20 protein-coding genes and 1 pseudogene are annotated in these 21,882 nt (G+C 63.5%); 14 read left to right on the top strand and 7 right to left on the bottom strand.

The features are described 5' to 3' along the window. The first annotated feature begins 43 nt into the window (after positions 1–43). The 4 genes and pseudogenes from DNJ95_RS09965 to DNJ95_RS09950 form a co-directional block, all read left to right on the top strand. Positions 44–565 carry a sigma-70 family RNA polymerase sigma factor gene (locus DNJ95_RS09965; RefSeq protein WP_242671943.1) on the top strand — a complete coding sequence of 174 codons (522 nt, stop codon included), beginning with the start codon at positions 44–46 and terminating at the stop codon, positions 563–565. Then, positions 562–1,506 carry a FecR domain-containing protein gene (locus tag DNJ95_RS09960; protein WP_131184576.1) on the top strand — a complete coding sequence of 315 codons (945 nt, stop codon included), beginning with the start codon at positions 562–564 and terminating at the stop codon, positions 1,504–1,506. Before DNJ95_RS09965 ends, DNJ95_RS09960 begins: the two co-directional genes overlap by 4 nt. Positions 1,507–1,594: 88 nt before the next feature. Beyond that, complete coding sequence (locus tag DNJ95_RS09955) at positions 1,595–3,976, top strand: TonB-dependent siderophore receptor (RefSeq protein ID WP_131184575.1); 2,382 nt, start codon at positions 1,595–1,597, stop codon at positions 3,974–3,976. Between the two features lie 58 nt (positions 3,977–4,034). Further along, positions 4,035–4,151: pseudogene (locus tag DNJ95_RS09950) on the top strand (helix-turn-helix domain-containing protein); the annotation flags it as partial. A 63-nt stretch (positions 4,152–4,214) separates the two neighbouring features. On the opposite strand, the gene DNJ95_RS09945 reads toward DNJ95_RS09950, so the two are convergent. The 3 genes from DNJ95_RS09945 to mqo form a co-directional block, all read right to left on the bottom strand. Beyond that, positions 4,215–4,640, bottom strand: coding sequence for a type II toxin-antitoxin system death-on-curing family toxin (locus tag DNJ95_RS09945; RefSeq protein ID WP_131184574.1), 426 nt, complete (start codon positions 4,638–4,640; stop codon positions 4,215–4,217). A 9-nt stretch (positions 4,641–4,649) separates the two neighbouring features. Continuing rightward, positions 4,650–4,871 carry an AbrB/MazE/SpoVT family DNA-binding domain-containing protein gene (locus DNJ95_RS09940; protein WP_131184573.1) on the bottom strand — a complete coding sequence of 74 codons (222 nt, stop codon included), beginning with the start codon at positions 4,869–4,871 and terminating at the stop codon, positions 4,650–4,652. A gap of 189 nt (positions 4,872–5,060) precedes the next feature. After that, on the bottom strand, positions 5,061–6,755 hold the full coding sequence (gene mqo / locus DNJ95_RS09935) for a malate dehydrogenase (quinone) (RefSeq protein WP_242671947.1): 1,695 nt from the start codon (positions 6,753–6,755) through the stop codon (positions 5,061–5,063). A 246-nt stretch (positions 6,756–7,001) separates the two neighbouring features. Here mqo and DNJ95_RS09930 point away from each other — a divergent pair, with 246 nt between their 5' ends. The 5 genes from DNJ95_RS09930 (at position 7,002) to dctM (ending at position 13,582) form a co-directional block, all read left to right on the top strand. After that, complete coding sequence (locus DNJ95_RS09930) at positions 7,002–8,816, top strand: sensor histidine kinase (RefSeq protein ID WP_131184571.1); 1,815 nt, start codon at positions 7,002–7,004, stop codon at positions 8,814–8,816. After that, complete coding sequence (locus DNJ95_RS09925; protein WP_131184570.1) at positions 8,813–10,207, top strand: sigma-54-dependent transcriptional regulator; 1,395 nt, start codon at positions 8,813–8,815, stop codon at positions 10,205–10,207. The genes DNJ95_RS09930 and DNJ95_RS09925 overlap by 4 nt, the downstream gene beginning before the upstream one ends. 278 nt (positions 10,208–10,485) lie before the next feature. After that, positions 10,486–11,481 carry a C4-dicarboxylate TRAP substrate-binding protein DctP gene (dctP, locus tag DNJ95_RS09920; RefSeq protein WP_131184569.1) on the top strand — a complete coding sequence of 332 codons (996 nt, stop codon included), beginning with the start codon at positions 10,486–10,488 and terminating at the stop codon, positions 11,479–11,481. Between the two features lie 182 nt (positions 11,482–11,663). After that, positions 11,664–12,305, top strand: coding sequence for a TRAP transporter small permease (locus DNJ95_RS09915; protein ID WP_131184568.1), 642 nt, complete (start codon positions 11,664–11,666; stop codon positions 12,303–12,305). Next, positions 12,302–13,582, top strand: coding sequence for a C4-dicarboxylate TRAP transporter large permease protein DctM (gene dctM, locus DNJ95_RS09910; RefSeq protein ID WP_131184567.1), 1,281 nt, complete (start codon positions 12,302–12,304; stop codon positions 13,580–13,582). The genes DNJ95_RS09915 and dctM overlap by 4 nt, the downstream gene beginning before the upstream one ends. A 79-nt stretch (positions 13,583–13,661) precedes the next feature. Here the strand turns inward: dctM and DNJ95_RS09905 are convergent, their stop codons facing one another. Continuing rightward, positions 13,662–14,261, bottom strand: a complete 600-nt coding sequence (locus DNJ95_RS09905; RefSeq protein ID WP_131184566.1) for a 2OG-Fe(II) oxygenase — start codon at positions 14,259–14,261, stop codon at positions 13,662–13,664. Between the two features lie 328 nt (positions 14,262–14,589). Here DNJ95_RS09905 and DNJ95_RS09900 point away from each other — a divergent pair, with 328 nt between their 5' ends. Beyond that, positions 14,590–15,321 carry a DUF2059 domain-containing protein gene (locus tag DNJ95_RS09900; RefSeq protein WP_131184565.1) on the top strand — a complete coding sequence of 244 codons (732 nt, stop codon included), beginning with the start codon at positions 14,590–14,592 and terminating at the stop codon, positions 15,319–15,321. Positions 15,322–15,371: 50 nt separating this feature from the next. Here the strand turns inward: DNJ95_RS09900 and DNJ95_RS09895 are convergent, their stop codons facing one another. Both DNJ95_RS09895 and bipL read right to left on the bottom strand, forming a co-directional pair. Continuing rightward, positions 15,372–16,304 (bottom strand): AEC family transporter, encoded by a 933-nt coding sequence (locus tag DNJ95_RS09895; RefSeq protein WP_131184564.1) that lies wholly within the window; start codon positions 16,302–16,304, stop codon positions 15,372–15,374. Between the two features lie 749 nt (positions 16,305–17,053). Next, positions 17,054–17,986: a phospholipase BipL gene (gene bipL, locus DNJ95_RS09890; RefSeq protein ID WP_131184563.1), complete on the bottom strand. Its 933-nt coding sequence runs from the start codon at positions 17,984–17,986 to the stop codon at positions 17,054–17,056. Positions 17,987–18,145: 159 nt separating this feature from the next. On the opposite strand from bipL, the gene DNJ95_RS09885 reads away from it, so the two are divergent. The 4 genes from DNJ95_RS09885 (at position 18,146) to DNJ95_RS09870 (ending at position 21,640) form a co-directional block, all read left to right on the top strand. After that, entirely contained in the window at positions 18,146–18,718 is a 573-nt protein-coding gene (locus tag DNJ95_RS09885; RefSeq protein WP_131184562.1) for a DUF6436 domain-containing protein, read from the top strand. A 60-nt stretch (positions 18,719–18,778) separates the two neighbouring features. Further along, entirely contained in the window at positions 18,779–19,699 is a 921-nt protein-coding gene (locus DNJ95_RS09880) for a LysR family transcriptional regulator (RefSeq protein WP_131184561.1), read from the top strand. Positions 19,700–19,916: 217 nt separating this feature from the next. Then, positions 19,917–20,963, top strand: coding sequence for a putative urea ABC transporter substrate-binding protein (locus DNJ95_RS09875; protein WP_131184560.1), 1,047 nt, complete (start codon positions 19,917–19,919; stop codon positions 20,961–20,963). Beyond that, the gene (locus DNJ95_RS09870; protein WP_131184559.1) at positions 20,960–21,640 is read left to right on the top strand and encodes a cysteine hydrolase family protein; all 681 of its coding nucleotides are present in this window, start codon (positions 20,960–20,962) and stop codon (positions 21,638–21,640) included. Before DNJ95_RS09875 ends, DNJ95_RS09870 begins: the two co-directional genes overlap by 4 nt. Before the next feature lie 58 nt (positions 21,641–21,698). Here the strand turns inward: DNJ95_RS09870 and DNJ95_RS19340 are convergent. Beyond that, positions 21,699–21,882 (bottom strand): hypothetical protein (locus tag DNJ95_RS19340; RefSeq protein ID WP_207388755.1); only part of this gene is annotated, 184 nt, incomplete at its 5' end.

The raw sequence follows: 21,882 nt of genomic DNA, 5'->3' as shown, positions 1-21,882 counted from the left end.
CGATCAATTCCTATCCGTACCGGCCCAGGCCTGGGAGATTCGGGTGTCCAGCACTCCGCCCCCGTCATCGCGGCAAACCGTCGATACCCTCTACCGCGACCACCATGCCTGGCTGCAGGGCTGGCTGCGCAGGCGCCTGGGCGACCGCGAACAGGCGGCCGACATCAGCCACGACACCTTCGTCCGGCTGATCGCCGGAACCCTGGCCCAGCCCCTGCGCGAACCGCGCAGTTTCCTCGCCACGGTGGCCAAGCGGGTGATGGTCGACCATCTGCGTCGGCGCAGCCTGGAACAGACCTACCTGGAAGCCGTGGCGCGAGAGCCGGAACTGCGGGCCTGCTCGCCGGAAGAGCGCCTGCTGATGCTCGAAGCTCTGCTGCAATTCGATGCGATGCTCGACGGCCTCGGCCCCAAGGTGCGCCAGGCCTTCCTGCTCGCCCAGTTGGACGGCCTGGGCTATGCCGAGATCGCCCGGCGCCTCGGTGTATCGGTCAGTTCGGTGACCAAGTACATGGCCAAGGCCACCGAGCAATGCCTGCTGTTCGCCCTGGACGCGCAAGCATGAACCTCGCGGCACAGCGCCAGGCCCTGCGCGATGCCGCCCAGTGGCACGCACGCCTCGGTGCCGCGCCGGATTGCGCCCGGACCCGCGAGCGATGGCAGGCCTGGCACGGGCAAGCGGAGATTCACCAATGGGCGTGGCAGCGCCTCGAGCAGTTGCAGGACGAGTTGCGCCGCCTGCCCGCCCCGCTGGCTCGACGCGCCCTGGCGGACGGGGTGACACCGCCGGGGCGGCGCACGCTGCTCAAGGGGCTGGTGCTTGGCCTGGGCGTTTCCAGCCTGGCCTGGAGTGGCTATCGGCAGGCGCCGATGTGGCTCGCGGACCAGCGCACCGCCACCGGCGAACGCCGCAGCCTGGACCTCGCGGACGGCACCCGGCTGACCCTGAACACCGCCAGCGCGGTGGATATCCGCTATGACGACGCCCAGCGCCTGATCGTCCTGCACGTCGGGGAAATCCTCGTGGAAAAAACCGCCCGCGACCCGCGCCCGTTCAGGGTGCGCAGCGCCCATGGCGAGATGCGCGCCCTCGGCACGCGCTTCAACGTGCGCCAATACGACGATCGCACCGAACTCAGCGTGCTGGAACACACGGTCGCCGTGCGCAACGCGGCGAATGCCGAGGAGATCCGAGTGGAAGCCGGCATGCGTCTCGACTTCGCTCACGGCCCCCTGCCCGCGCCACGCCCCGCCGACCCGAGCCATAGCGCGTGGAGCCAGGGCCGCCTGGTGATCGACGACTGGCGCCTGGACCGCACCCTGGCCGAGCTGCAACGCTACCGTCCAGGTTTCATCGAATGCGCTGACGAGGTTGCCGGCCTGCGCCTGTCCGGCGCCTACCCGCTGGACGATACCGAGCGCGCCCTGGCCGCCATCGCCCAGGCGCTGCCGATACGTATCGAGACCCGTACACGCTATTGGGTACGGGTGCTTGCTCGCAGTTGAAAATATTTTCCATTATCGATTGTCGATTTCCATGCGCTCGCTCGACCTCTCCTGAAAACAGCCAACCAGGCATTCGCAGGAGCCAACCATGAAACGCACCCCCCATACCAGAAACCCCCTGGCCGCGGCCATCCTCGGCGCCACCCTGACGCTGCCGCTCGGCCTTGTCCCGCCGCTGCCGGGTAGCGCTGGCCAGGCGCACGCCGAAGAGCGCGCCCGGACCTACGCGATACCCGCCGGCCCGCTGGGTGCGGTACTCGGTCGTTTCGCCAATGAAGCGGGGCTGGTGCTGTCCTTCGATGCGGCGCTGACCAACGGCAAGCGCAGTGGGGGATTACAGGGGCGTTACAGCGTGGAGCAGGGCTTCGCGCAGTTGCTGGCGGGGAGTGGATTACAACTGGTTGCCGGGAGTGGCGGCAACTTCAGCCTGTCGCCTGCCGTGCAGGCGGTCAGCACGCTGGAGCTTTCATCCGTCACCATTTCTGGCAAGGCACCCGGCTCCACTACCGAAGGTACGGGCTCCTACACGACCTGGTCCGCCAGCAGCGCCACGCGCCTCAACCTGTCGCCGCAGGAAACGCCGCAGTCGGTCACTGTGCTGACCCGGCAGCGTATGGACGATCAGCGGCTCGACAACATGATCGATGCGCTGAACGCTACCGCAGGCGTTATCGTCCAGAACTCCAACATAGGCGCCGACAGCCCCGACTTCATGGCGCGTGGTTCCAGAATCAACAATTTCCAGGTCGACGGGGTACCAACCTCTTCCCTGTTGAGCAATGACCTGCATAGCACCGCCATCTATGATCGGGTCGAGGTCGTACGTGGCGCGACGGGCATGATGAGCGGGCTGGGAACCCCGTCGGCAACGGTCAACCTGATTCGCAAACGCCCGACTCACGAACCGCAGGGCGGCCTCACTGCCGAGGCGGGCAGTTGGGATCGCTACGGGAGTGGAATGGACATCTCCGGCCCACTCAACGAAAGCGGCAACGTGCGAGGCCGCCTGGTTGCCGACTACAAGCACCAGCATGCCTGGGTCGATCGTTACGAACAGGATCACTTCGTTCTGTACGGCATCAGCGAATTCGATCTGAGCGACAGTAGCCTGCTCACCCTGGGCTTCAGCAATCTGACGAGAGACAGCAACTCGCAGTTCCGGGCCACGCCGCTGTTTTTCAGTAACGGGCAGCGGATCGACTTCAGCGCATCCGACTATAAATGGCCAAAGTGGCTCCACTACGATCAGGAGCTGAACAATGCCTTCGTCTCGCTCGAGCAGCAGTTCGACTCAGGCTGGAGTGGGAAAGTCGAACTCAACTATACCCAGAATGAATACGATGCAATCGTCACCAATGTAAGAGGTTCTATAGATCAGGCCACCGGTACCGGGGCAACGCTCTGGCCCTCCCTGTGGATAAGCAATGCCGAGCAAATCGGCCTGGATGCCTATGCCACGGGTTCGTACTCTCTCTTCGGACGTGAACATGAACTGATCACCGGGGTCACCCTGTCCGACCTTTGGGCCAAGGGCCCTCAATATGGCCTGTCCCCCAGCTACAACAGGAACATACCCAACTTCTATCAAGTTGACGGCATGCCCAAACCCGAATTCATCGATTACGGAAACAGCGTGCGCAACGAATATCAGTACAGTGCCTATCTGAGCTCCCGCCTCCAACTGACTGACAGTACCAACCTCCTGTTGGGGAGCCGTGTCATCGACTGGAAGCGAATCATGGAATACCCGAGCGCTGACGACGTTCGCAGCCGGGAAAGCGGAATATTCATTCCCTATGTGGGCATCGTGCAGGCCCTGGATGACACTTGGTCGCTATACGCCAGTTACACCAAGATATTCCAGCCGCAGGAAGACTACATCATCGAAAACAATGGCACACCGCTGGAGCCGGAAGAAGGTACCAGCTACGAAGCCGGCATCAAGGCCAGTTTCAAGGATGGGCGCCTTACTTCCAGTCTGTCCGTGTTCAAAAACGAACAGGAAAATCTGGCCATCTGGAATAACGATACTTTCCTGTACGACGTTGCGGACTCCGCCACGACCAAAGGCGTGGAGCTGGAGTTCAACGGCGAACTCGCCGAAGGTTGGCAATTCACCAGCGGCTACTCCTATAGCATCACCAGCGACAAGGATAACGACCGGATCCTCACACGCCTGCCGCGGCATAATCTGAAGACCTTCACGACCTATCGTTTGCTTGGCGCGCTGGACAAGCTCACCGTAGGCGGCGGGGTGAACTGGCAGAGCAGAATTGGTGAGGATCTGTATTGGCAAGGGAGCTATATGCTGGTCAATCTGATGGCTCGTTATGAAATCACCGGGAATCTGTCCGGCTCAGTCAACCTGAACAATCTGTTCGACAAGGAATACTTCTCTTCCGTAAGCAGCAACTACGGATTCTATGGGGCGCCACGCAATTTCATGTTTTCGCTGAAGTACCGCTATTAAACCAGTCGGTCGCAAAACTGAGTGCAACACCTGGCCTTGCCGTTTCGGTGCTGCCCCTATGTCCTATCACGAACTCAGTATCCCTGAACGCGCGACCCTTCAACACGGTCTAGCCCAAGGTTTCAGCCAGCGGGGAATTGCCCGGATGATTGGCCGCTCTCCATCGGCCATCAGCGATGGCCGATGGGTATCGTCGCGATGCTCCTCGACCCATCCTGCACGCTGACCAGCATCGCTTCTACCCATAGCGCCCCGCCGGCTCCTGCACGGAAGCCGGTGGGGCGATGACGATGCGGCTGCGCAGCCACTGGGCGAAGCCGGCCTCGTCGATCGAGCCTTCGGCCAGGCCGATGTATTGCGAGTAAAGCTCAAGGTCATCGGCAATCAGCGAGCCACTGTTGAGTTCGATGAATACCTCGCATACGACTGCGGCAGTACGCTTGTTGCCATCGACGAATGGATGGTTGCGCGCCACCCCATAAGCCAGATTGGCTGCCAGATCGCCCAGATCAGGCGGTGGTTCACCATAGGCATGGAGCTGCTGTTGACGAGCCAGAGCGGAATCCAGCAACCCTTCATCACGCACACCATTGGCGCCGCCATGCTCGGCCAATTGGCGCTCATGAATGGCCAATGCCAGTGGCTTGCCGATCCAGACGATCATGGCCTGCCCTCACTGTGCCAGTTTGTGCAGCAGAGTACGGCGCTTGCGCATGACCTTGTCGGCCACGGCCATCTGTTCGGCCAGGGTCGGGTCGAATGGCGTGAGCTTGATGCCGTCAGGGGTTTCCAGCACATACAGCTCGTCGCCTTTTTCCAGGCGCAGGCGAGCGAGGATTTCCTTGGGCAGGATGACGCCGGCAGAATTGCCGATGGCGCTGATCTTGAGTTTCATTGCAGCCTCCGTAGCGAGTTATAACGAATGGTATAACTCGCTACGGGGTCATGCAAATGGCTGGCTGAGTGAGCTGGAGGCTGGAGGCTGGAGGCTGGAGGCCAAGCATCCCGCCATGACCCAGGATCGCAATCCCAGACACCTCGCCTACTTACAGCTCCCGGCTTCAAGCCTCCAGCGGCTTCTCTCCTACAACGCCTGCAATTCCTTGTTGCTGCCATCGCCTTCGGCATCTTGCTCATTGGTGGCGGCGGGGGTCGGTATGGCCTGCTCGCCGCCGGCATCCGGCACGTTCAGGTAGGGCAGTTGCAGGGCCTGGCTGGTCTTCCAGCGGATTTCATTGGTCAATGCCGGGCTGTCGTTGAGGTTGCGTCCGTAGGACGGGACGATTTCCTTCAGGCGCGTTTCCCAGCCAGCGGCCATCTGCTGCGGGAAGACCTTGGCCAGCACGCTGAGCATGATCGGCGGCGAGGTGGAAGCACCGGGCGAGGCGCCCAGCAGGGCGGCGATGGTGCCGTCCGCGTCGCTGACGATCTCGGTGCCGAACTGCAGGATCGCGCCTTTCTGCGGATCACGCTTGATCACCTGGACACGCTGCCCGGCGGTAACCAGCTTCCAGTCTTCCGGCTTGGCGTTGGGGAAATACTTGAGCAACTCGGCATGGCGCTCGGCATCACCCAACTGGGCCTGCTCGACCAGGTACTTGACCAGGTCCAGGTTCTCGCTGCCAACACGCAGCATGCCGGCGAAGTTGTTGTGGGTGACCGAGGAGAACAGGTCGAACCAGGAGCCATCCTTGAGGAACTTGGTGCTCTGCAGCGCGAACGGCCCGAACAGCACCACCGGCTTGCCATCCAGCTTGCGCGCATCCAGGTGCGGCACGGACATCGGCGGCGAACCGGCCTCGGCCTTGCCGTAGGCTTTCACATCATGGCGCCCGGTGATTGCCGATGCCTCGAAGGCGAGGAACTGGCCGCCGACCGGGAAACCCGCATAGTCGCGGGACTCGGGGATGCCGGACAGTTGCAGCAGTTTCAGCGAGGCGCCGCCGGCACCGATGAAGACGAAGCGCGACTTGATGGTGCGCTCCTTGTCGGTCCCGAGGTCGTGGACGGTGACGTTCCAGGTCTTGTCCTCGTTCTGTTGCAGCGCAGTCACTTCATGGCTCAGTTCCAGGTGGAAATTATCGCTCTTCTGCAACGCCTGGGTGAGCTGGCTGGTGATGACGCCGAAGTTGACGTCGGTGCCCAGCGGCATGAAGGTGGCGGCCACCTTCTGCGCCGGGTCGCGCCCTTCCATCAGCAGCGGCGCCCACTGGCGGATCTGCTCGGCGTCCTCGGAGAACTGCATGCCGTAGAACAGCGGGTTCTGGATCAACGCGGCATGGCGCTTGCGCAGGTACTCGATGTTCTCGTCGCCCCAGACGAAGCTCATGTGCGGCGTCGGGTTGATGAAGTCGGACGGCTTGGGCAGGCGGCCTTGCTCGACCTGATGCGCCCAGAACTGGCGCGATATCTCGAACTGCTCGGCGATGCCGACCGCGCGCTTGGTCTCGATCGAGCCATCCGCCAGTTCCGGCGTGTAGTTCAGCTCGGCGAAACCGGAATGCCCGGTACCGGCGTTGTTCCAGCCGTTGGAGCTTTCCTGCGCAACGCCGTCCTGGCGCTCGAACAGATGGAGATTCCAGCTTGGCTCCAGCTCCTGCAGATAGGTCGCCAGGGTCACGCTCATGATGCCGCCGCCAATCAGCACCACATCCACCGGCTGCTCGTTTTCCGCCGGAGGTGCGCCACGCTGGTAGAGCGGCCAGTAGAGGAAGAGTGTAAGTGCCACCGCCAGTGACACGCTTATACCAAGCAAGGCTTTAATGATTTTTTTCATGATATCCCGGCGTTTCCCGCCAATATTTTGGTAAGTACATCAATCGTAACCAATTGCCGGAGCAAAAGTTCCCTGCCCTGCGGAGCCGTTTCCATTTCATTCGCCAGCACCCGGGACTGCAAAATACTCGCATTTGGTCTTATAGACAGCAAGGCAGATCCATATGTTGCCAAGCGGATCGCATTAGCGCTCTTTTCGGCTCTTGCGCCTCCAACGTGCATAATGGCGCAGTCCCACAGGCACATTCGTATGACCGTAACGCACGACCCCATTCCCCGACGGCCCCGCTGGCGCAACCTGGCGTTGCTCGCGCTGCTGCTGGCACCGTTGCTCTGGCCCGTACAACGGCTGGCCGAGCGTTATTACGTCAACGAACTGACCGAACAGAACCGCCAGACCCTCGACCTCTATGTCGCCAACCTGCTCGGCACCCTGCGCCGTTACGAAGTCATGCCCGGCATCCTGGGCGAACTGCCGGTGGTCAGGAACGCGCTTTACCAGGCCGACGACCCGGACGCCCTGGACCAGGCCAACCGCCGGCTGAACGAACTGCGCAGGGAAACCGGTGCCGATGTCATCTACCTGATGGACATCGAAGGCAATGCGCTGGCCTCGTCCAACTGGGCCGAACACGACAGTTTCGTGGGCCGCAATTTCTCCTTCCGCCCTTATTTCATCGAGGCAATGGAGGGGAAGCTGGGGCGTTTCTTCGGCCTTGGCAACACTTCCGGCAAGCGTGGCTACTACTTTGGTTCGGCGGTCCGCGATGGCGAGCGGAACCTCGGCGTGCTGGTGGTCAAGGTCGACCTGGATCACACCGAACGCCTCTGGGGCAATACCCCGGAACAACTGCTGGTGACCGACAACTTCGGCGTGGTGATCCTCACCTCCCAGGCCGAGTGGCGCTTCCGCGCCAGCCGCGCACTGGACTTCGACGAGCGCGAGCAGATCGCCTTCAACCGGCCCTACCCGACCCTGGAACCCCGGGACCTGACACTGGATATCAACCGCTGGTTGATCCAGAGCCACGAACTGCGCGAAATCGACTGGACCGTGCGCATCCTCGCGCCGCTGGCCATGGTCGAAAGACCCGTGCGCACGGCAGTCGCCATCGGCGGCGCCACCCTGCTGGCGCTGCTACTGTGGCTGGGGCTGTTGATGCAGCGCCGCCGGCATTTCATCGAACGCCTGAACCTCGACGCCCAGGCGCGCCAGCAACTGGAACAGCGGGTACAGGAGCGTACCCGCGACCTGGAATCCCTCAACAGCCGCCTGAAAAAGGAAGTGCTGGAACGCGAACACACCCAGCAGGAACTGGTGCGCGCCCAGGACGAGCTGTTGCAGACCGGCAAGCTCTCGGCGCTGGGTACCATGTCCGCCAGCATCAGCCACGAGTTGAACCAGCCGCTGGCGGCGATTCGCAGCTACGCCGACAACGCCGGCGTGCTGCTCGACCACCAGCGCAACGACGAGGCCCGCGACAACCTGCAACGCATCAGCGAACTGACCGCGCGCATGGCGTCGATCATCGCCCACCTGCGCGCCTTCGCCCGCCGCGACCGCTACGCACCGGAACGGGTGGCGCTGCAACCGGCCCTCGATGACGCCCTGGCGCTGCTGGCCAAGCGGCGCCAGTCGATGGGTGTCGAACTGATCCGCGACCTGCCCGAGGCCACCCTCTGGGTACAGGCCGGGGAAACCCGCCTGCGGCAGATTCTCGCCAACCTGCTGGCCAACGCCCTCGACGCCCTTGGCGAGCGCCCACTGCCACGGCGCATCTGGCTCAGCGCCGAACGCCTGGAAAACGGCGTGCGACTGATCCTGCGCGACAACGGTCCCGGTTTCAGCGCCGAAGCCCTGGCACGCGCCCGCGAGCCGTTCTTCACCACCAAGACCAGCGCCCAGGGCCTCGGCCTCGGCCTGGCGATCTGCGATACCCTGGTGCGCGCCCTGGATGGCGAACTGAATATCGACAACCACGCCGAAGGCGGCGCGCTACTGACCCTGTTCCTGCGTTCGGCGGAACCGGCAACGGCCTTTCCCACCGAGGATTATCTGCAATGAGCGACAGCCTGATCGACAACCAGACCCAGGTCGTGTTGATCGACGATGATCCTCACCTGCGCAAGGCCCTGGGCCAGACCCTCGACCTCGCCGGGCTGAAAGTCGTCAGCCTGGACGATGCGCGTGGCCTGGACAGCAGCCTGCCGGTGGACTGGCCGGGCGTGGTGGTCAGCGATATCCGCATGGCCGGCATCGACGGCATGCGCCTGCTGGAACAGTTGCAGGCGCGCGATGCCGAACTGCCGGTACTGCTGATCACCGGCCATGGCGATATCCAGTTGGCGGTGCAGGCCATGCGCGCCGGCGCCTACGACTTCCTGGAAAAACCCTTCCCCAGCGATGCCCTGCTCGACAGCGTGCGCCGTGCCCTGGCCCTGCGCAAACTGGTGCTGGACAACCGCAGCCTGCGCATGGCGCTGGCCGACCGCCAGCAGTTGTCCGCACGCCTGCTGGGCCAGTCCAGCGGCATGCAGCGCCTGCGCGAACAGATCGGCGCACTGGCCGGCACCCAGGCCGACGTACTGATCCTCGGCGAGACCGGCGCCGGCAAGGAAGTGGTGGCGCGTGCGCTGCACGACCTGTCGAACCGCCGCAACGGCCCCTTCGTCGCCATCAATGCCGGCGCCCTGGCCGAATCCGTGGTGGAAAGCGAACTGTTCGGGCATGAACCGGGGGCTTTCACCGGGGCGCAGAAGCGCCGTATCGGCAAGTTCGAGTTCGCCAATGGCGGCACCCTGTTCCTCGACGAGATCGAGAGCATGACCCTGGAAGTGCAGGTCAAGCTGCTGCGCATGCTGCAGGAGCGGGTGGTCGAACGGCTTGGCGGTAACCTGCTGATCCCGCTGGATATCCGCGTGATCGCGGCGACCAAGGAAGACCTGCGCCAGGCGGCGGACCAGGGCCGCTTCCGTGCCGACCTCTATTACCGGCTGAACGTCGCACCGCTGCGCATCCCGCCGCTGCGCGAGCGCAGCGAGGACATCCTCATGCTGTTCCAGCATTTCAGCGAGGCGGCGGCGGAGCGCCACGGCCTGCCGAACCGCGAGCTGCGTCCGGAACACCGCGCCCAGTTGCTGTTGCACAACTGGCCGGGCAACGTCCGCGAACTGCAGAACACCGCGGAGCGCTTCGCCCTCGGGCTGGATCTCGGCCTGGACGAAGCGGTAGGGGAACCTGCCGAGGCGCTACAAGAGAATGCCGGCAACCTGGCCAGGCAGGTCGAGGCCTTCGAGCGCAGCCTGATCGCCGCCGAACTGGCCAGACCCCATGGCTCGCTGCGCAGTGTCGCCGAATCCCTGGGGCTGCCGCGCAAGACACTGCACGACAAGCTGCGCAAGCACGGACTCAGCTTCAACGAAACTGGCGGAAGCTCGCCGCCGGAAAACGACTGATTGGCGGATTTCCGCCACATCGCCCTCCGAAAAATCGGCTCGGTCCTGGCTCTGCCAGGTCATGAAGTACCGTTCCAGGGCGTTTTTGTAGCCCATACTCAAAAACACTACCTATCGCCTTCGACGAAAGTCTAAGCCCCCGTCATTTGGCATAGGCATTGCTCTAGGGATCAGCCTGACCGGAGCATGGCGGCCATCATTCCGATATCGGGGTCAGCTATCCGTTCACTGCCGAGTCGCCTCGAAAGCGCCTCACACCCAACAAGAGGAACACGACAATGTTCAAAATGACTGCCAAGGCGCTCGCTTGCGCCCTATCGCTGAGCATCGCCGGCATTGCCCAGGCGGCCGAGCCGATCACCATCAAGTTCTCCCACGTGGTCGCCGAACACACGCCAAAAGGCCAGGGTGCCGTGCTGTTCAAGAAGCTCGTCGAAGAGCGTCTGGCCGGCAAAGTGAACGTTCAGGTCTACCCGAACTCCTCGCTGTTCGGCGACGGCAAGGAAATGGAAGCGCTGCTGCTGGGCGACGTACAGTTCATCGCCCCCTCGCTGGCCAAGTTCGAGCATTACTCCAAGGGTATCCAGATCTTCGACCTGCCGTTCCTGTTCGATGACATCCAGGCCGTCGACCGTTTCCAGAAGAGCCCCGAAGGCCAGTCGCTGCTGACCTCCATGGAAAGCAAAGGCATCACCGGCCTGGGCTACTGGCACAACGGCCTCAAGCAACTGTCCGCCAACAAGGCCCTGCGTGAGCCGAAGGACGCCCGTGGCCTGAAGTTCCGCGTACAGGCTTCCGCGGTACTCGACGAGCAGTTCAAGGCGCTGCGCGCCGCGCCGCGCAAGATGAGCTTCGCCGAGGTCTACCAGGGCCTGCAGACTGGCGTGGTGAACGGTGCCGAGAACCCCTACTCGAACATCTACAGCCAGAAGATGCACGAAGTGCAGAAGTTCATCACCGAGTCCAACCATGGCCTGCTGGACTACATGGTCATCACCAACACCAAGTTCTGGAACGGCCTGCCGGAAGACATCCGCACCGAGCTGACCGCCATCCTCGCCGAGGTTTCGGAGGAAGTGAACCGTCAGGCCGAGGAACTGAACCAGGCCGACAAGAAGCGCATCCTGGAAGCCGGCAGCACCGAGATCATCACCCTGACTCCCGAGCAGCGTGAACTGTGGCGCGAAGCCATGCGCCCGGTATGGAAGAAGTTCGAGAAGGAAATCGGTGCCGACCTGATCAAGGCTGCCGAAGCGAGCAACCAGGCCAACTGAGCACGTAGTAGGCTGACGGCTACTAACCAGCCGATGTCCTCGATGGCATCGGCTGGTCGTCGCTTCCATCAACCCCCGGATAACGGGTCTTTTCCCTCGGATCTGTACGAAAAGCGTCTACGTTCGAACGAACCTGGCGGCTTTTCGTACAAATCCCAACCCGGCTTCACTGGAGATTATCCATGCATGCTATCTCCCGCGTCTGGAACAACCTGGAGGAATGGCTGGTCGCCTTCCTGCTGGCGAGCATGACGCTGATCACCTTCTCCTATGTGGTGTTCAACAACCTCTATACCGTTTTCTATTCCCTGGGCGACTCCATGCCGTTCGGCGAAGACCTGTTCTTCACCATCGGCGACGGCATCCTGTACCTCGCCCAGGAAATGACCTGGAGCGTGGCACTGACCAAGGCCATGTTCGGCTGGCTGATCTTCGTCGGCCTGGCCTGGGGTGTGCGCATCGGTGCACACATCGGCGTGGACCTGCTGGTACGCATGTTCAGCCGCGACGTACAACGCCTCATCGCCATCGTCGCCCTGGTCGTCTGCCTGGGCTATTCCGCGCTGATGGCCTATTCCAGCGAGCAATGGGTGGCCACGCTGTTCTCCGCCGGCATCGGCGCCGAGGACCTGGACCGTTTCGGCATCCAGCAGTGGCATATCGTGATGATCGTGCCCATCGGCTTCGCCCTGATGTTCGTGCGCTTCCTGCAGATATTCATCCGCGTGCTGCAAGGCAAACAATATGGCCTGGGCCTGCACAGCGAAGCCGAAGAGGCACTGAAACTGGCTGAGCACGACACCGCCGCGGAGCAAAAACAATGACCATCGCGTTCCTCTTCATCGCCCTGTTCGTGCTGATGTTCATCGGCATCCCGGTGGCGATCTCCCTGGGTCTGTCCGGGGCCATGACCATCCTGTTCTTCAGCAACGACTCGGTGCGCTCGCTGGCGATCAAGCTGTTCGAGACCAGCGAGCACTACACGCTGCTGGCGATCCCGTTCTTCCTGTTGTCCGGCGCCTTCATGACCACCGGTGGCGTGGCCCGGCGCCTGATCGACTTCGCCAACGCCTGCGTCGGCCACATCAAGGGCGGCCTGGCGATCGCCGCGATCCTCGCCTGTACGCTGTTCGCCGCGCTGTGCGGCTCCTCTCCGGCCACCGTGGCCGCGGTCGGCTCGATCGTCATCGCCGGCATGGTGCGCTCCGGCTACAAGCAGGACTTCGCCGCCGGTATCGTCTGCAACGCCGGTACCCTGGGCATCCTGATCCCGCCGTCGATCGTCATGGTGGTCTATGCCACTGCCACCGAGACCTCGGTCGGCAAGCTGTTCATGGCTGGCGTTGTCCCGGGCCTGCTGCTGTGCCTGGTACTGATGGTGACCATCTACATCATCGCCCGTATCAAGAACATGCCATCGCTGCCGCGCGCCTCCATGAAGGAAGTGCTGGCCGCCGGGCGCAAGGCGATCTGGGGCCTGCTGCTGATCGTGATCATCCTCGGCGGTATCTACTCGGGCATGTTCACCCCCACCGAAGCCGCCGCCGTGGCCGCCGTCTACGCGGCCTTCGTGGCGATCTTCGTGTACAAGGACATGACCATCCGCGAGTGCCCGAAGGTGTTCGTCGAGGCCGGCAAGCTGAGCGTGGTGCTGATGTTCATCATCGCCAACGCCATGCTGTTCGCCCACGTCCTGACCACCGAGCAGATCCCGCAGTCCATCACCGCCTGGGTGGTCGAGCAGGGCTTCTCGCCCATCGAGTTCCTGATCGTGGTGAACATCGTGCTGCTGATCGCCGGTACCTTCATGGAGCCGTCGGCGATCATCCTGATCCTGGCGCCGATCCTGTTCCCGATCGCCATGCAACTGGGCATCGACCCGATCCACCTGGGCATCATCATGGTGGTGAACATGGAGATCGGCCTGATCACGCCACCGACCGGGCTCAACCTGTTCGTCACCTCGGCGGTCACCGGCATGCCACTGACCCGCACCATCGTCGCAGTGGCACCGTGGATAATGGTGATGCTGGCGTTCCTGATACTGGTCACCTACGTGCCGTTCGTTTCCATGGCCCTGCCGAACTGGCTGGGCATGTAGGACGCGACACAGGAATGAAAGGACCCGGCCTCGCGCCGGGTCTTTTCATTTACCGGCTGGCCATCCGCGCAGGCGAAAATCAGAACGGCTGGACGGCGCGCCGCCTGAACCAGCCGGTCAGGGCCAGGCGCTCGGTAGCCGTCGGCAACACTTCATGGGGGATGTCGGCGGACATGAACACCACCAGGCTGCCCGCCACCGGCGCCACATCCAGAGCCCCCTGCGCCAGGTACATGCGCATCTCCCCACCATGCCCCGGCTGCCAGTCATGATTCAGGTAGAGCAGCGCGGTGACGGTACGGCTGTCATCATCGCGAAAGCGGTCCAGATGGGTCTTGTAGAAAGCGCCCGGCGGATACAGCGCGAAATGGCATTCGAACTCTTCCAGGCCGAGGAAGAACACCTGGTTCAACGCCAGGCGCAACTCATCCATGATCGCCAGGTAACGGTCGCTGGCGGCCGACTGGCCAGGCTCGAGCCAGTCGATCCGATCCCCGCGAATCCCTTCCTTGACGGCCACTGCGCCGCCCCGGCCGATGCCGGCCGGCGTGAGCGAGCCTTCGCGTTCCCGGCGGCGGCACTCAAGGACAAGATCATGGGTCATATCCTCGGAAAGGAAGTCTTTGTGCAGTGCAAAGCCTCGATTAGCCAGCTCATCGATGATCGGGGTGAATGACAAGAAAGTCGCTCCTGAGGACCTGTTCACGATCTCGCGAGCTAGAGCCCTGCAAGGCAAAACAGGCGAAACGTGGCATCAGTGGAGTAACGGCCGCAGGCTGGCCCGCAGGGCGAACGCAGTGAGTCAAAAAAGCAGTAAATGAGCATTTGATTCGCTCCCCCCTTCGGGGCCGTGCTGGAGCACGTTCAGCCTTTGGCTGTGAGCCTGTTTTCAACGCAGCGGGGCCGACGCGCAGCAGGTCGAGAATAGTCCCGGAGTCTAACCTGCCCATATCGACAAGCAAGCACCCACACAACGAAAATAACCCACCCCCCATACAGGATTCGTCATGCGCACGCTCTTCACATTCCTCCTGCTGACCTTCAGCCTGTCTTCCCTCGCCGATACCCACGCCGCACTCTATGAGGCGGCCGGTTGGCCCGAGCAGCGCCAGCACTTCAGCGAAACGCTCAACAGCGTGCAGCAGCGCTACAAGGACACACTGCCGCCGGCGGTCTTCCAGGCACTGGTCAACAACAGCAACCAGCGCTTCGAGTCTTCGGCCATGGACAGCAGGGCGCAGGCTGCGCTGCGCCAGAACCTGGGCGATGCACAACCCGCCCTGGCGTTCTTCGAATCGGAGCTTGGCCGCAAGATCGTCCAGGCCGAGGTGCTGGCGACCCGTCGTGACCAGTTGAACCAGCACGCCAATGGCCTGCCGCGCATGCAGGCCGGCAGCAACCGGCAATTGCTGATACGTCATCTGGCCCAGGCGATACCCGCCAGCCAGGGTGCCGCGGAGGTCAGCCTGGCGCTGGCGGGCGTCGCCGCCGACAGCTTGAGCCAGATGATGCCGGGCCTTCTGGGCGGCGGCCAGACACAAGGGCTGCTGGAAAGCCAGCGACAACGCCTGACGCAACAGGTGGAAGCCGATATCGACAACACACTGCTGTACGTCTATCGCGAACTGTCGGACGCCGAGTTGCAGGAATATGTCGACTTTGCCCAGTCAGAGGCCGGACAGGCCTACTACCAGGCCACCCTGCAAGCCCTGCGCGCGGCACTGAAAACCGCACCCTGATACATGAGCGAGGCTGGCCGTGGGAGCGAGTCTTCGACCCGGCGCCGCTCCTACAACCCCAGCAACAGTAACCAGAGCGACAGGGTAACCAGCGAGCCCAGCGTGGAGAACAGCACCACACGCGACACCCGGGCCGCTTCCCGGCCATGCAGCTCGGCCAGCATGAATGGCCCCGTACCGGTCGGCAGGGCGCTCAACAGCAGCGCCGCCTGCACCCAGAGATCGGGCAGCACGAAAACCCGGGCAGCCAGGTACCAGGTCAGCACAGGTTGGCCGATGAGTTTCAGAAACACCAGCGGCCATACGCCCGTCACCCGAACCGAAGGCTGCGGGCGCGCCAGGAAAAGCCCCAGCGAGACCAGGGCGCAAGGCGCCGCGGCGGCACCGAGCAGCTCCAGCGACGTGTTGACGCCGGTGGGCAATGCCAGGCCGCCGGCAGCCCAGGCACTGCCCAGCACGGGCGCGATGACCAGGGGATTACGCAGCAGCGACCCCATGACCTTCGACAGTACATCGCGTATGCGTCCGCCGCTATGCAGGCCGATCTCGACGCAAGCCAGGGCAATCGCGAACAACACGCAGACCACCACCAGCGAAGCCACCAATGCCGGCAGCAGCGCATCCTGCCCAAGGATCAGCAGGCACAGCGGAAAACCGACGTACCCGGTGTTGGCATAGGCCGCCCCCAGGCCATCGAGGCTCGCATCCGCCAGGGGTTGGCGCTGCAACAGGCGGTAGGCCAGGGTAAAGGCGAACACACCCAGGCAACCGATGCTGAACGCGGCGATGAAACCTGGCTGCCACACCTCTTCCCAGCGGGTGTTGGCGGTGATGCTGAACAACAGCGCCGGCAACCCGAGCCAGACCACGAAACGGTTCAGCTCCGAAGCGGCGGCCGGCCCGAGCCGGCCGCTCCGGCTGCAGACGAAACCAAGCAGAATCAGTGCGAAAACCGGCAATACGACATTGAAGACCGAAGACATGGAGAGCCCGTGGCAACGAAGCGAACGGGCCAATCTACTGCAAAACACCCGGGGCCGACACCTCCGAGCCCCCGGGCGATCGCATGAACGCCCACCTCCGCTCCCAGGCAGGTATATGCCCTGTTTCTAGGGGGCGAGACAGTGCGCCCGGATTGGCAATAGTGTGTCTGGCTTCAGGATCGTACAGCGCGATCTTGGGGTCATCGTTCCTGTGCGAATGCCAGGTGGAGGGACGGGGCACGCGTGAATACCTCCCTGTAGCTCTTCGCCGCCATCCCTGGCGGCGAAGGCCCCGCCCCTCCACCTGGCATCCGCACAGCCACTCTCGGCGGTGCCTGAGGGAAAGAGCAGGCGAAACTAAAAGCCCTCCAAGTGATCCAGCATTGCACCGACGGCTCTTTCCATCGTCACTGCGGTATTCGCTGCAAGCCTGGCCAGCCCGCTACGAAACCTTCGCCGCCAGAGATGTCGACGAAAAGTGCCCCTTGTTCATATGGGCGACGGGTTCATGGGTGTTTCGTAGCGGGGCTGGCCTGGTTCGCGAGTCCACGGGCGCAAGGACACCGCCAGCGGCGTACGATGAAACGCACACCTGATTGCCAATCCGGTCACAACGAGCCAGCACACGATTACCCGGCTTCCACGGCCATGGGCCGGGATTTCATGCGATTGCCCTGCCCGGGGCGATCGCGCCATGGCTGCCGAGGAAATGCCTCGCGCCTGGGTTGCCAATATGCAAGTTGGTGCTGCTAGCGCCCCAGCCGCTCGCTCAGGAACGCGAAATACCGGCGACGCAACGCTTCCTCCTCATTGGCCAGATGATGGCGGGCCTCGGGCAGGCTGAACACCTGCGGATCACTGAACTTGCGCTGCAATACCGACAGGTTGTGCCGCCAGTCCACGGTCATGTCCGCCTCGCCCTGGACGATGATCGGGCTGTGGCTGCTCGCAGCAGCCGCCTCGATGCGCGGAATCCAGCGGGCCAGCGCACCGACCCAGGCCGTGGGCAGGATATCCGGCTGTAGCGGATCGCTGCGTTGCACGAACTCGAGGAAGGCCGCGTCGCCAGAATTGTCGGTGAAAGTACGCGGAATCTTTTCCACGAAGTGCCGCAACATGGCGTAGCTCAGGCGCGACCAGCGCCAGGAACGCGGCCTGACCAGCGGCGCCAGCAGGATGCTTTCCCCGGGCACCGGTTGCCCTGGGCGGCTGAGCAGGCGATCCAGCACGATCGCCCCGCCCGTACTCTGCCCGAGCAGGTGCCAGGGTTGCGGCAAATCCAGCAGAGCCGCCTGCTCCAACAAGCCATCCAGCACCGCCTGGTACTCCTCGAACTCGTTGATGCTGGCCCTGGGGCCGCTGGAAAGGCCGTGCCCCGGCAAGTCGCAGGCCAGCACCGCAAAGCCCATCTCCAGGCCCCAGTCGAGGACATGGCGATAAAGCCCCATATGGTCGTAATAACCATGCAGGATCACCAGCGTGCCCAAGGGCTGTTCCGGCCACCAGGCCTGGGCGACCAGTTGATAATCCGCAACGGCGAAACGCCACAGGCGGCTCTGCACCGCCGGCCGCTCCAGCCCGTAGTAGGCCTGGTACTGGCGCGCCAGTGGCGTCAATTCGGTCGACTGCTGCAATGCAGGCAGGCTCTCTCGCAGGAAATCGGGCTTGATTCGTTCAGGCATGGGGGGTTTCTTTCCGATACGGGCGGCCCGATATTCAGCTTTAAGCCATGCCATGGCAAGCTGGCGCGTCCTCGCCAACCAGGACGACCTGTTCTGCGCACGGCGCACCCGGCGGGCCGCCGCCATTTCGAAGAACACCAGCACGTCTGCGGATAATCCATGAGCATACGCAACAGATACCTTGTCATCGGCCTGATCTGCCTGGCCTGGGCCGTGGTCATGCTGCTCGCCTACCAGTGGTACCAGGCACGCTATCTGCGCCCCTTCGACCAGCGCGCCGAGGTATTTTCCGGCGAAACCCTGGCGCTGCCCGATGCCATCGCCGGCCCCGGCACTATCCGCGTCGTGCATTTCTGGGACCCGGCCTGCCCGTGCAACGTCGGCAACCAGCAGCACCTGGCCGAACTACTGGCGCATTACCAGGACCAGGGCGTCGACTTCTACATCGTGCAAAAACCGGGTACCCAGGGCAACCTGCCGCCGCAACTGGCCGACCTGCGACCGCTGCCGGGCCTGCCCGGCTCGGCAGATCTGCCAGCCAGCCCGGCCGTGGCCATCTGGAACAGCGCTGGCCAGCTCGGCTATTTCGGCCCCTACAGCGAAGGCGCCGTCTGCAATGCCGGCAACAGCTTCATCGAACCGATCATCAATGCCCTGCTACAGGGCCGCGATGTCCAGGCCACGCGCTCGCTGGCGGTGGGCTGCTTCTGTGACTGGCGCCAGCCCGACTGAACCGTCGGCACCCGTCATGTAGTAAGGTAGGCCCTCGTCCGCGGATCGGCTGCCACCCACATGAACCTCACCGACCTGGACCTGCGCCTGCTGCGGGTATTCCTGGCCGTCGTCGAAGCACGGGGCATCAGCAATGCCCAGGCCATACTGGGGCGCGATGCATCGACCATCAGCAAACAGATCTCCCAGTTGGAAACGCGCCTCGGCTTCCGTCTCTGCGAACGGGGGCGCTCCGGCTTCACCCTGACCGAGGAAGGCGCCTCCATCCATCGCCGGGCCCAGGAGCTGTTCGCGGCGACCCGACGCTTCGAGCAGGATGCGCGGGCGCTGAGCAACCAACTCAGCGGGCCGATCCGCATCGCCATGATCGACAACCTGATCACCGATCCAGGCTGCCCGCTGGTCGCCACCCTGGAGCGCTTCTCCCGGCGCGAACACAACCAGGTCGAGCTGTTCCTCGATATCACCGCTCCCGCACGCATCGAACAGGCCGTGCTGGACCAGCAGGCGGACCTGGGCATCGGCATTTTCCTGCATGAACTGCAAGAGCTGGACTACCTGCCGCTGTACCGGGAACAGGACCTGCTCTACGCGTCCAGCAGCCACCCGGCAGCCAGCCTGAGCGGCGAGCGGCAGAAAACGGCGCTGCATGAAAGCCGCAAGGTCGTGCGCGATTTCCTCGAACAGTCCGACCTGGTCCCGCTGGATATCGCCACCGCCACCGCCAATGCCTGGGTCGGCAATGTGGAGGCGGCGGCCATGCTCATCCTCGCGGGTGGGCACGTCGGCTTCCTCCCCGCGCACTATGCCCGACACTGGGTGGAGCAGGGGCAACTGGTCGCCATAGCCCCCGAGCGCTACCAGCGTACCTCCCAGATCAAGGCTGTCACACGGCAGAACAAGCGACGGCCCCGCCCCCCACTGCAAGCCCTGCTGGATGACCTGCGCGAGGCATGCGCCAGCCGCGACAGTTGCAAATAGTCCCCGCTATACCTGCATTCATCGACATTTCACCCATTCCGCCCTGCCGACAGAATCCACAGGGTCGTGACAACGATCCCATGTCGGGCCGCCCTGCAGGGCGGCCTTGGCCGTGAACGCGGTGCCCGCAACCGCTCAGCGGACAAGCACGCGCCTATGCGGCCCACCGGCATCCGATCTGTGACGCGCCCCAGCATTCCAACGCACGAGGTTCGCCATGAAACGCCTGATCCCCTGCCTGTTCGCCGCCCTGTTCGCCAGCACCCTGGCGCAGGCAAACGACAAACCCTACCCGCCGGTGCGCATCGCCTGGACCCTGTATGTCGGCTCCATGCCACTTGGCTATGCCCAGGACACCGGCATCCTGAAGAAATGGGGCGAACGCTATGGCGTCGACCTCCAGGCGGTGCAGGTCAACGACTATATCGAGGCCATCAACCAGTACTCGCTGGGCGAGTTCGACGGTGTCATCGCCATGCTCCTCGATGCCCTTACCATTCCCGCCGCCGCGGGCGTGGACACCAGCGTTCCGCTGCTGCTCAGCACCTCCATGGGCAACGACGGGCTCATCGTCAAGGGCAGCCAGGACATCGCCTCGCTCAAGGGGCAGAACGTCAACCTGGTACAGTTCTCCGGCTCCCACTACCTGCTGGCACGGGCACTCGAGCGGGCCGGCCTGTCGGAGCGCGACCTGCAGGTGGTGAACACCTCAGACGCGGACATGATCGCGGTATTCCCCGACCGCAGCGTCAAGGCCATGGCGACCTGGCAGCCGCAACTCGCCGCCATCCTCGACGGCAACCCCGACAGCCACCTGGCCTTCAGCTCCGCCGACATTCCCGGTGAAATCAGCGATGGCCTGCTACTGCATACCACGCTGCTCAAGGACAACCCCGGGGTCGCCAAGGCCCTGGCCGGCGCCTGGCATGAAGTCATGGAAATCCTCGCCACTCCGGGCGAGCGGCGTGACGAGGCCGTCGCGCAAATGGCCGAGGCGGCCGGCACGGATGCGCCGGGTTTTGAAAAACAGCTGCAGACCACACACTTCTATGGGCCAGCGGAAGGCGCCGCCTTCGTCGCCAGCCAGGAATTCCGCCAGGGCCTGGCGCGAATCACCGAATTCAGCTTCAAGCACGGCCTGCTCGGCGAAGGCGCCGACAGCCCCGATGCGATTGGCATCGACTACCAGGGCAGCATCGTCGGCAATACCCAGCGAACAGGCCTGCGCTTCCCGAGCCAATACATGCAGGAGGCCGGGCAATGATCCCGGTCGCCTCACGCCCCTATCGCTGGCCGCTGTCGGGGCACTGGTCGGCCACGGATACAGCGCTGATCATCATCGATATGCAGGCCGACTTCCTCGACCCCGAGGGCTACTTCGCCAGCATGGGCTATAGCGTGACGGCGGGCAGGGCCGCCATCGAACCGACCGCCAGACTGCTGGAGGCCTTGCGCAACGCCGGCCTGACGATCATCTTCACGCGCGAGGGGCACCGGCCCGACCTCAGCGACCTGAGCCCGATAAAACGCAGGCGTGGCGAACTGAGCGGTACCCCCATAGGCACACAAGGGCCGCTGGGACGCTTCCTGGTCCGTGGCGAGCGGGGCTGGGACATCGTCCCCGAGCTCTCTCCCATCGCGGGCGAGATACTCCTCGACAAGCCCGGCAACAGCGCCTTCCACGCCACCGACCTCGACCAGATACTGCGCAGCAGGGGCATACGCCAGTTGATACTGACCGGCGTCACCACCGACGTCTGCGTCCACTCGACCATGCGCGAGGCCAACGATCGCGGCTACGACTGCCTGATGCTCGAGGATTGCTGCGCCGCGGGCGACCCCTGGCTGCACCAGGCGACAGTGGACATCACCCTGAACGAGGGCGGCATCTTCGGTGCCGTCGCCCGCCACCAGGACCTGCTGGCCAGCATGACGCCGTAACAACCTGCCCAACCTGGCAATCGGTATCGTCAAGAAAACTGAAGCGACCTGCAAAGAACTACCGTAAAAAGATCATGAACAGGTTCTGAAGGCTCGCCGCCCCCATTTCCCGGACATCGGCATAGGGGACAGTCCTCATGGACTGCGCCCCTGCCACACCACCCGGCATGCGGGTCCGCACCGGGCGGTTCGAGAGATTGAGATCATGAGAGCCGGGGCAGTCCCAAGCGGTCGAACCAGGC

The sequence above is a fragment of the Stutzerimonas kirkiae genome, assembly GCF_004327335.1.
GTDB lineage: Bacteria > Pseudomonadota > Gammaproteobacteria > Pseudomonadales > Pseudomonadaceae > Stutzerimonas > Stutzerimonas kirkiae.
This window is presented reverse-complemented; position numbering and strand designations above follow the sequence as displayed.

Coding starts and splice junctions, on each gene's coding strand:
- DNJ95_RS09875 (WP_131184560.1), top strand. CDS start 19,917: ATGAAACGCCTGATCCCCTGCCTGTTCGCCGCCCTGTTCGCCAGCACC.
- DNJ95_RS09940 (WP_131184573.1), bottom strand. CDS start 4,871: ATGAAACTCAAGATCAGCGCCATCGGCAATTCTGCCGGCGTCATCCTG.
- DNJ95_RS09930 (WP_131184571.1), top strand. CDS start 7,002: ATGACCGTAACGCACGACCCCATTCCCCGACGGCCCCGCTGGCGCAAC.
- DNJ95_RS09925 (WP_131184570.1), top strand. CDS start 8,813: ATGAGCGACAGCCTGATCGACAACCAGACCCAGGTCGTGTTGATCGAC.
- DNJ95_RS09880 (WP_131184561.1), top strand. CDS start 18,779: ATGAACCTCACCGACCTGGACCTGCGCCTGCTGCGGGTATTCCTGGCC.
- bipL (WP_131184563.1), bottom strand. CDS start 17,986: ATGCCTGAACGAATCAAGCCCGATTTCCTGCGAGAGAGCCTGCCTGCA.
- DNJ95_RS09895 (WP_131184564.1), bottom strand. CDS start 16,304: ATGTCTTCGGTCTTCAATGTCGTATTGCCGGTTTTCGCACTGATTCTG.
- DNJ95_RS09960 (WP_131184576.1), top strand. CDS start 562: ATGAACCTCGCGGCACAGCGCCAGGCCCTGCGCGATGCCGCCCAGTGG.
- DNJ95_RS09870 (WP_131184559.1), top strand. CDS start 20,960: ATGATCCCGGTCGCCTCACGCCCCTATCGCTGGCCGCTGTCGGGGCAC.
- dctP (WP_131184569.1), top strand. CDS start 10,486: ATGTTCAAAATGACTGCCAAGGCGCTCGCTTGCGCCCTATCGCTGAGC.
- dctM (WP_131184567.1), top strand. CDS start 12,302: ATGACCATCGCGTTCCTCTTCATCGCCCTGTTCGTGCTGATGTTCATC.
- DNJ95_RS09885 (WP_131184562.1), top strand. CDS start 18,146: ATGAGCATACGCAACAGATACCTTGTCATCGGCCTGATCTGCCTGGCC.
- DNJ95_RS09945 (WP_131184574.1), bottom strand. CDS start 4,640: ATGATCGTCTGGATCGGCAAGCCACTGGCATTGGCCATTCATGAGCGC.
- DNJ95_RS09915 (WP_131184568.1), top strand. CDS start 11,664: ATGCATGCTATCTCCCGCGTCTGGAACAACCTGGAGGAATGGCTGGTC.
- DNJ95_RS09900 (WP_131184565.1), top strand. CDS start 14,590: ATGCGCACGCTCTTCACATTCCTCCTGCTGACCTTCAGCCTGTCTTCC.
- DNJ95_RS09955 (WP_131184575.1), top strand. CDS start 1,595: ATGAAACGCACCCCCCATACCAGAAACCCCCTGGCCGCGGCCATCCTC.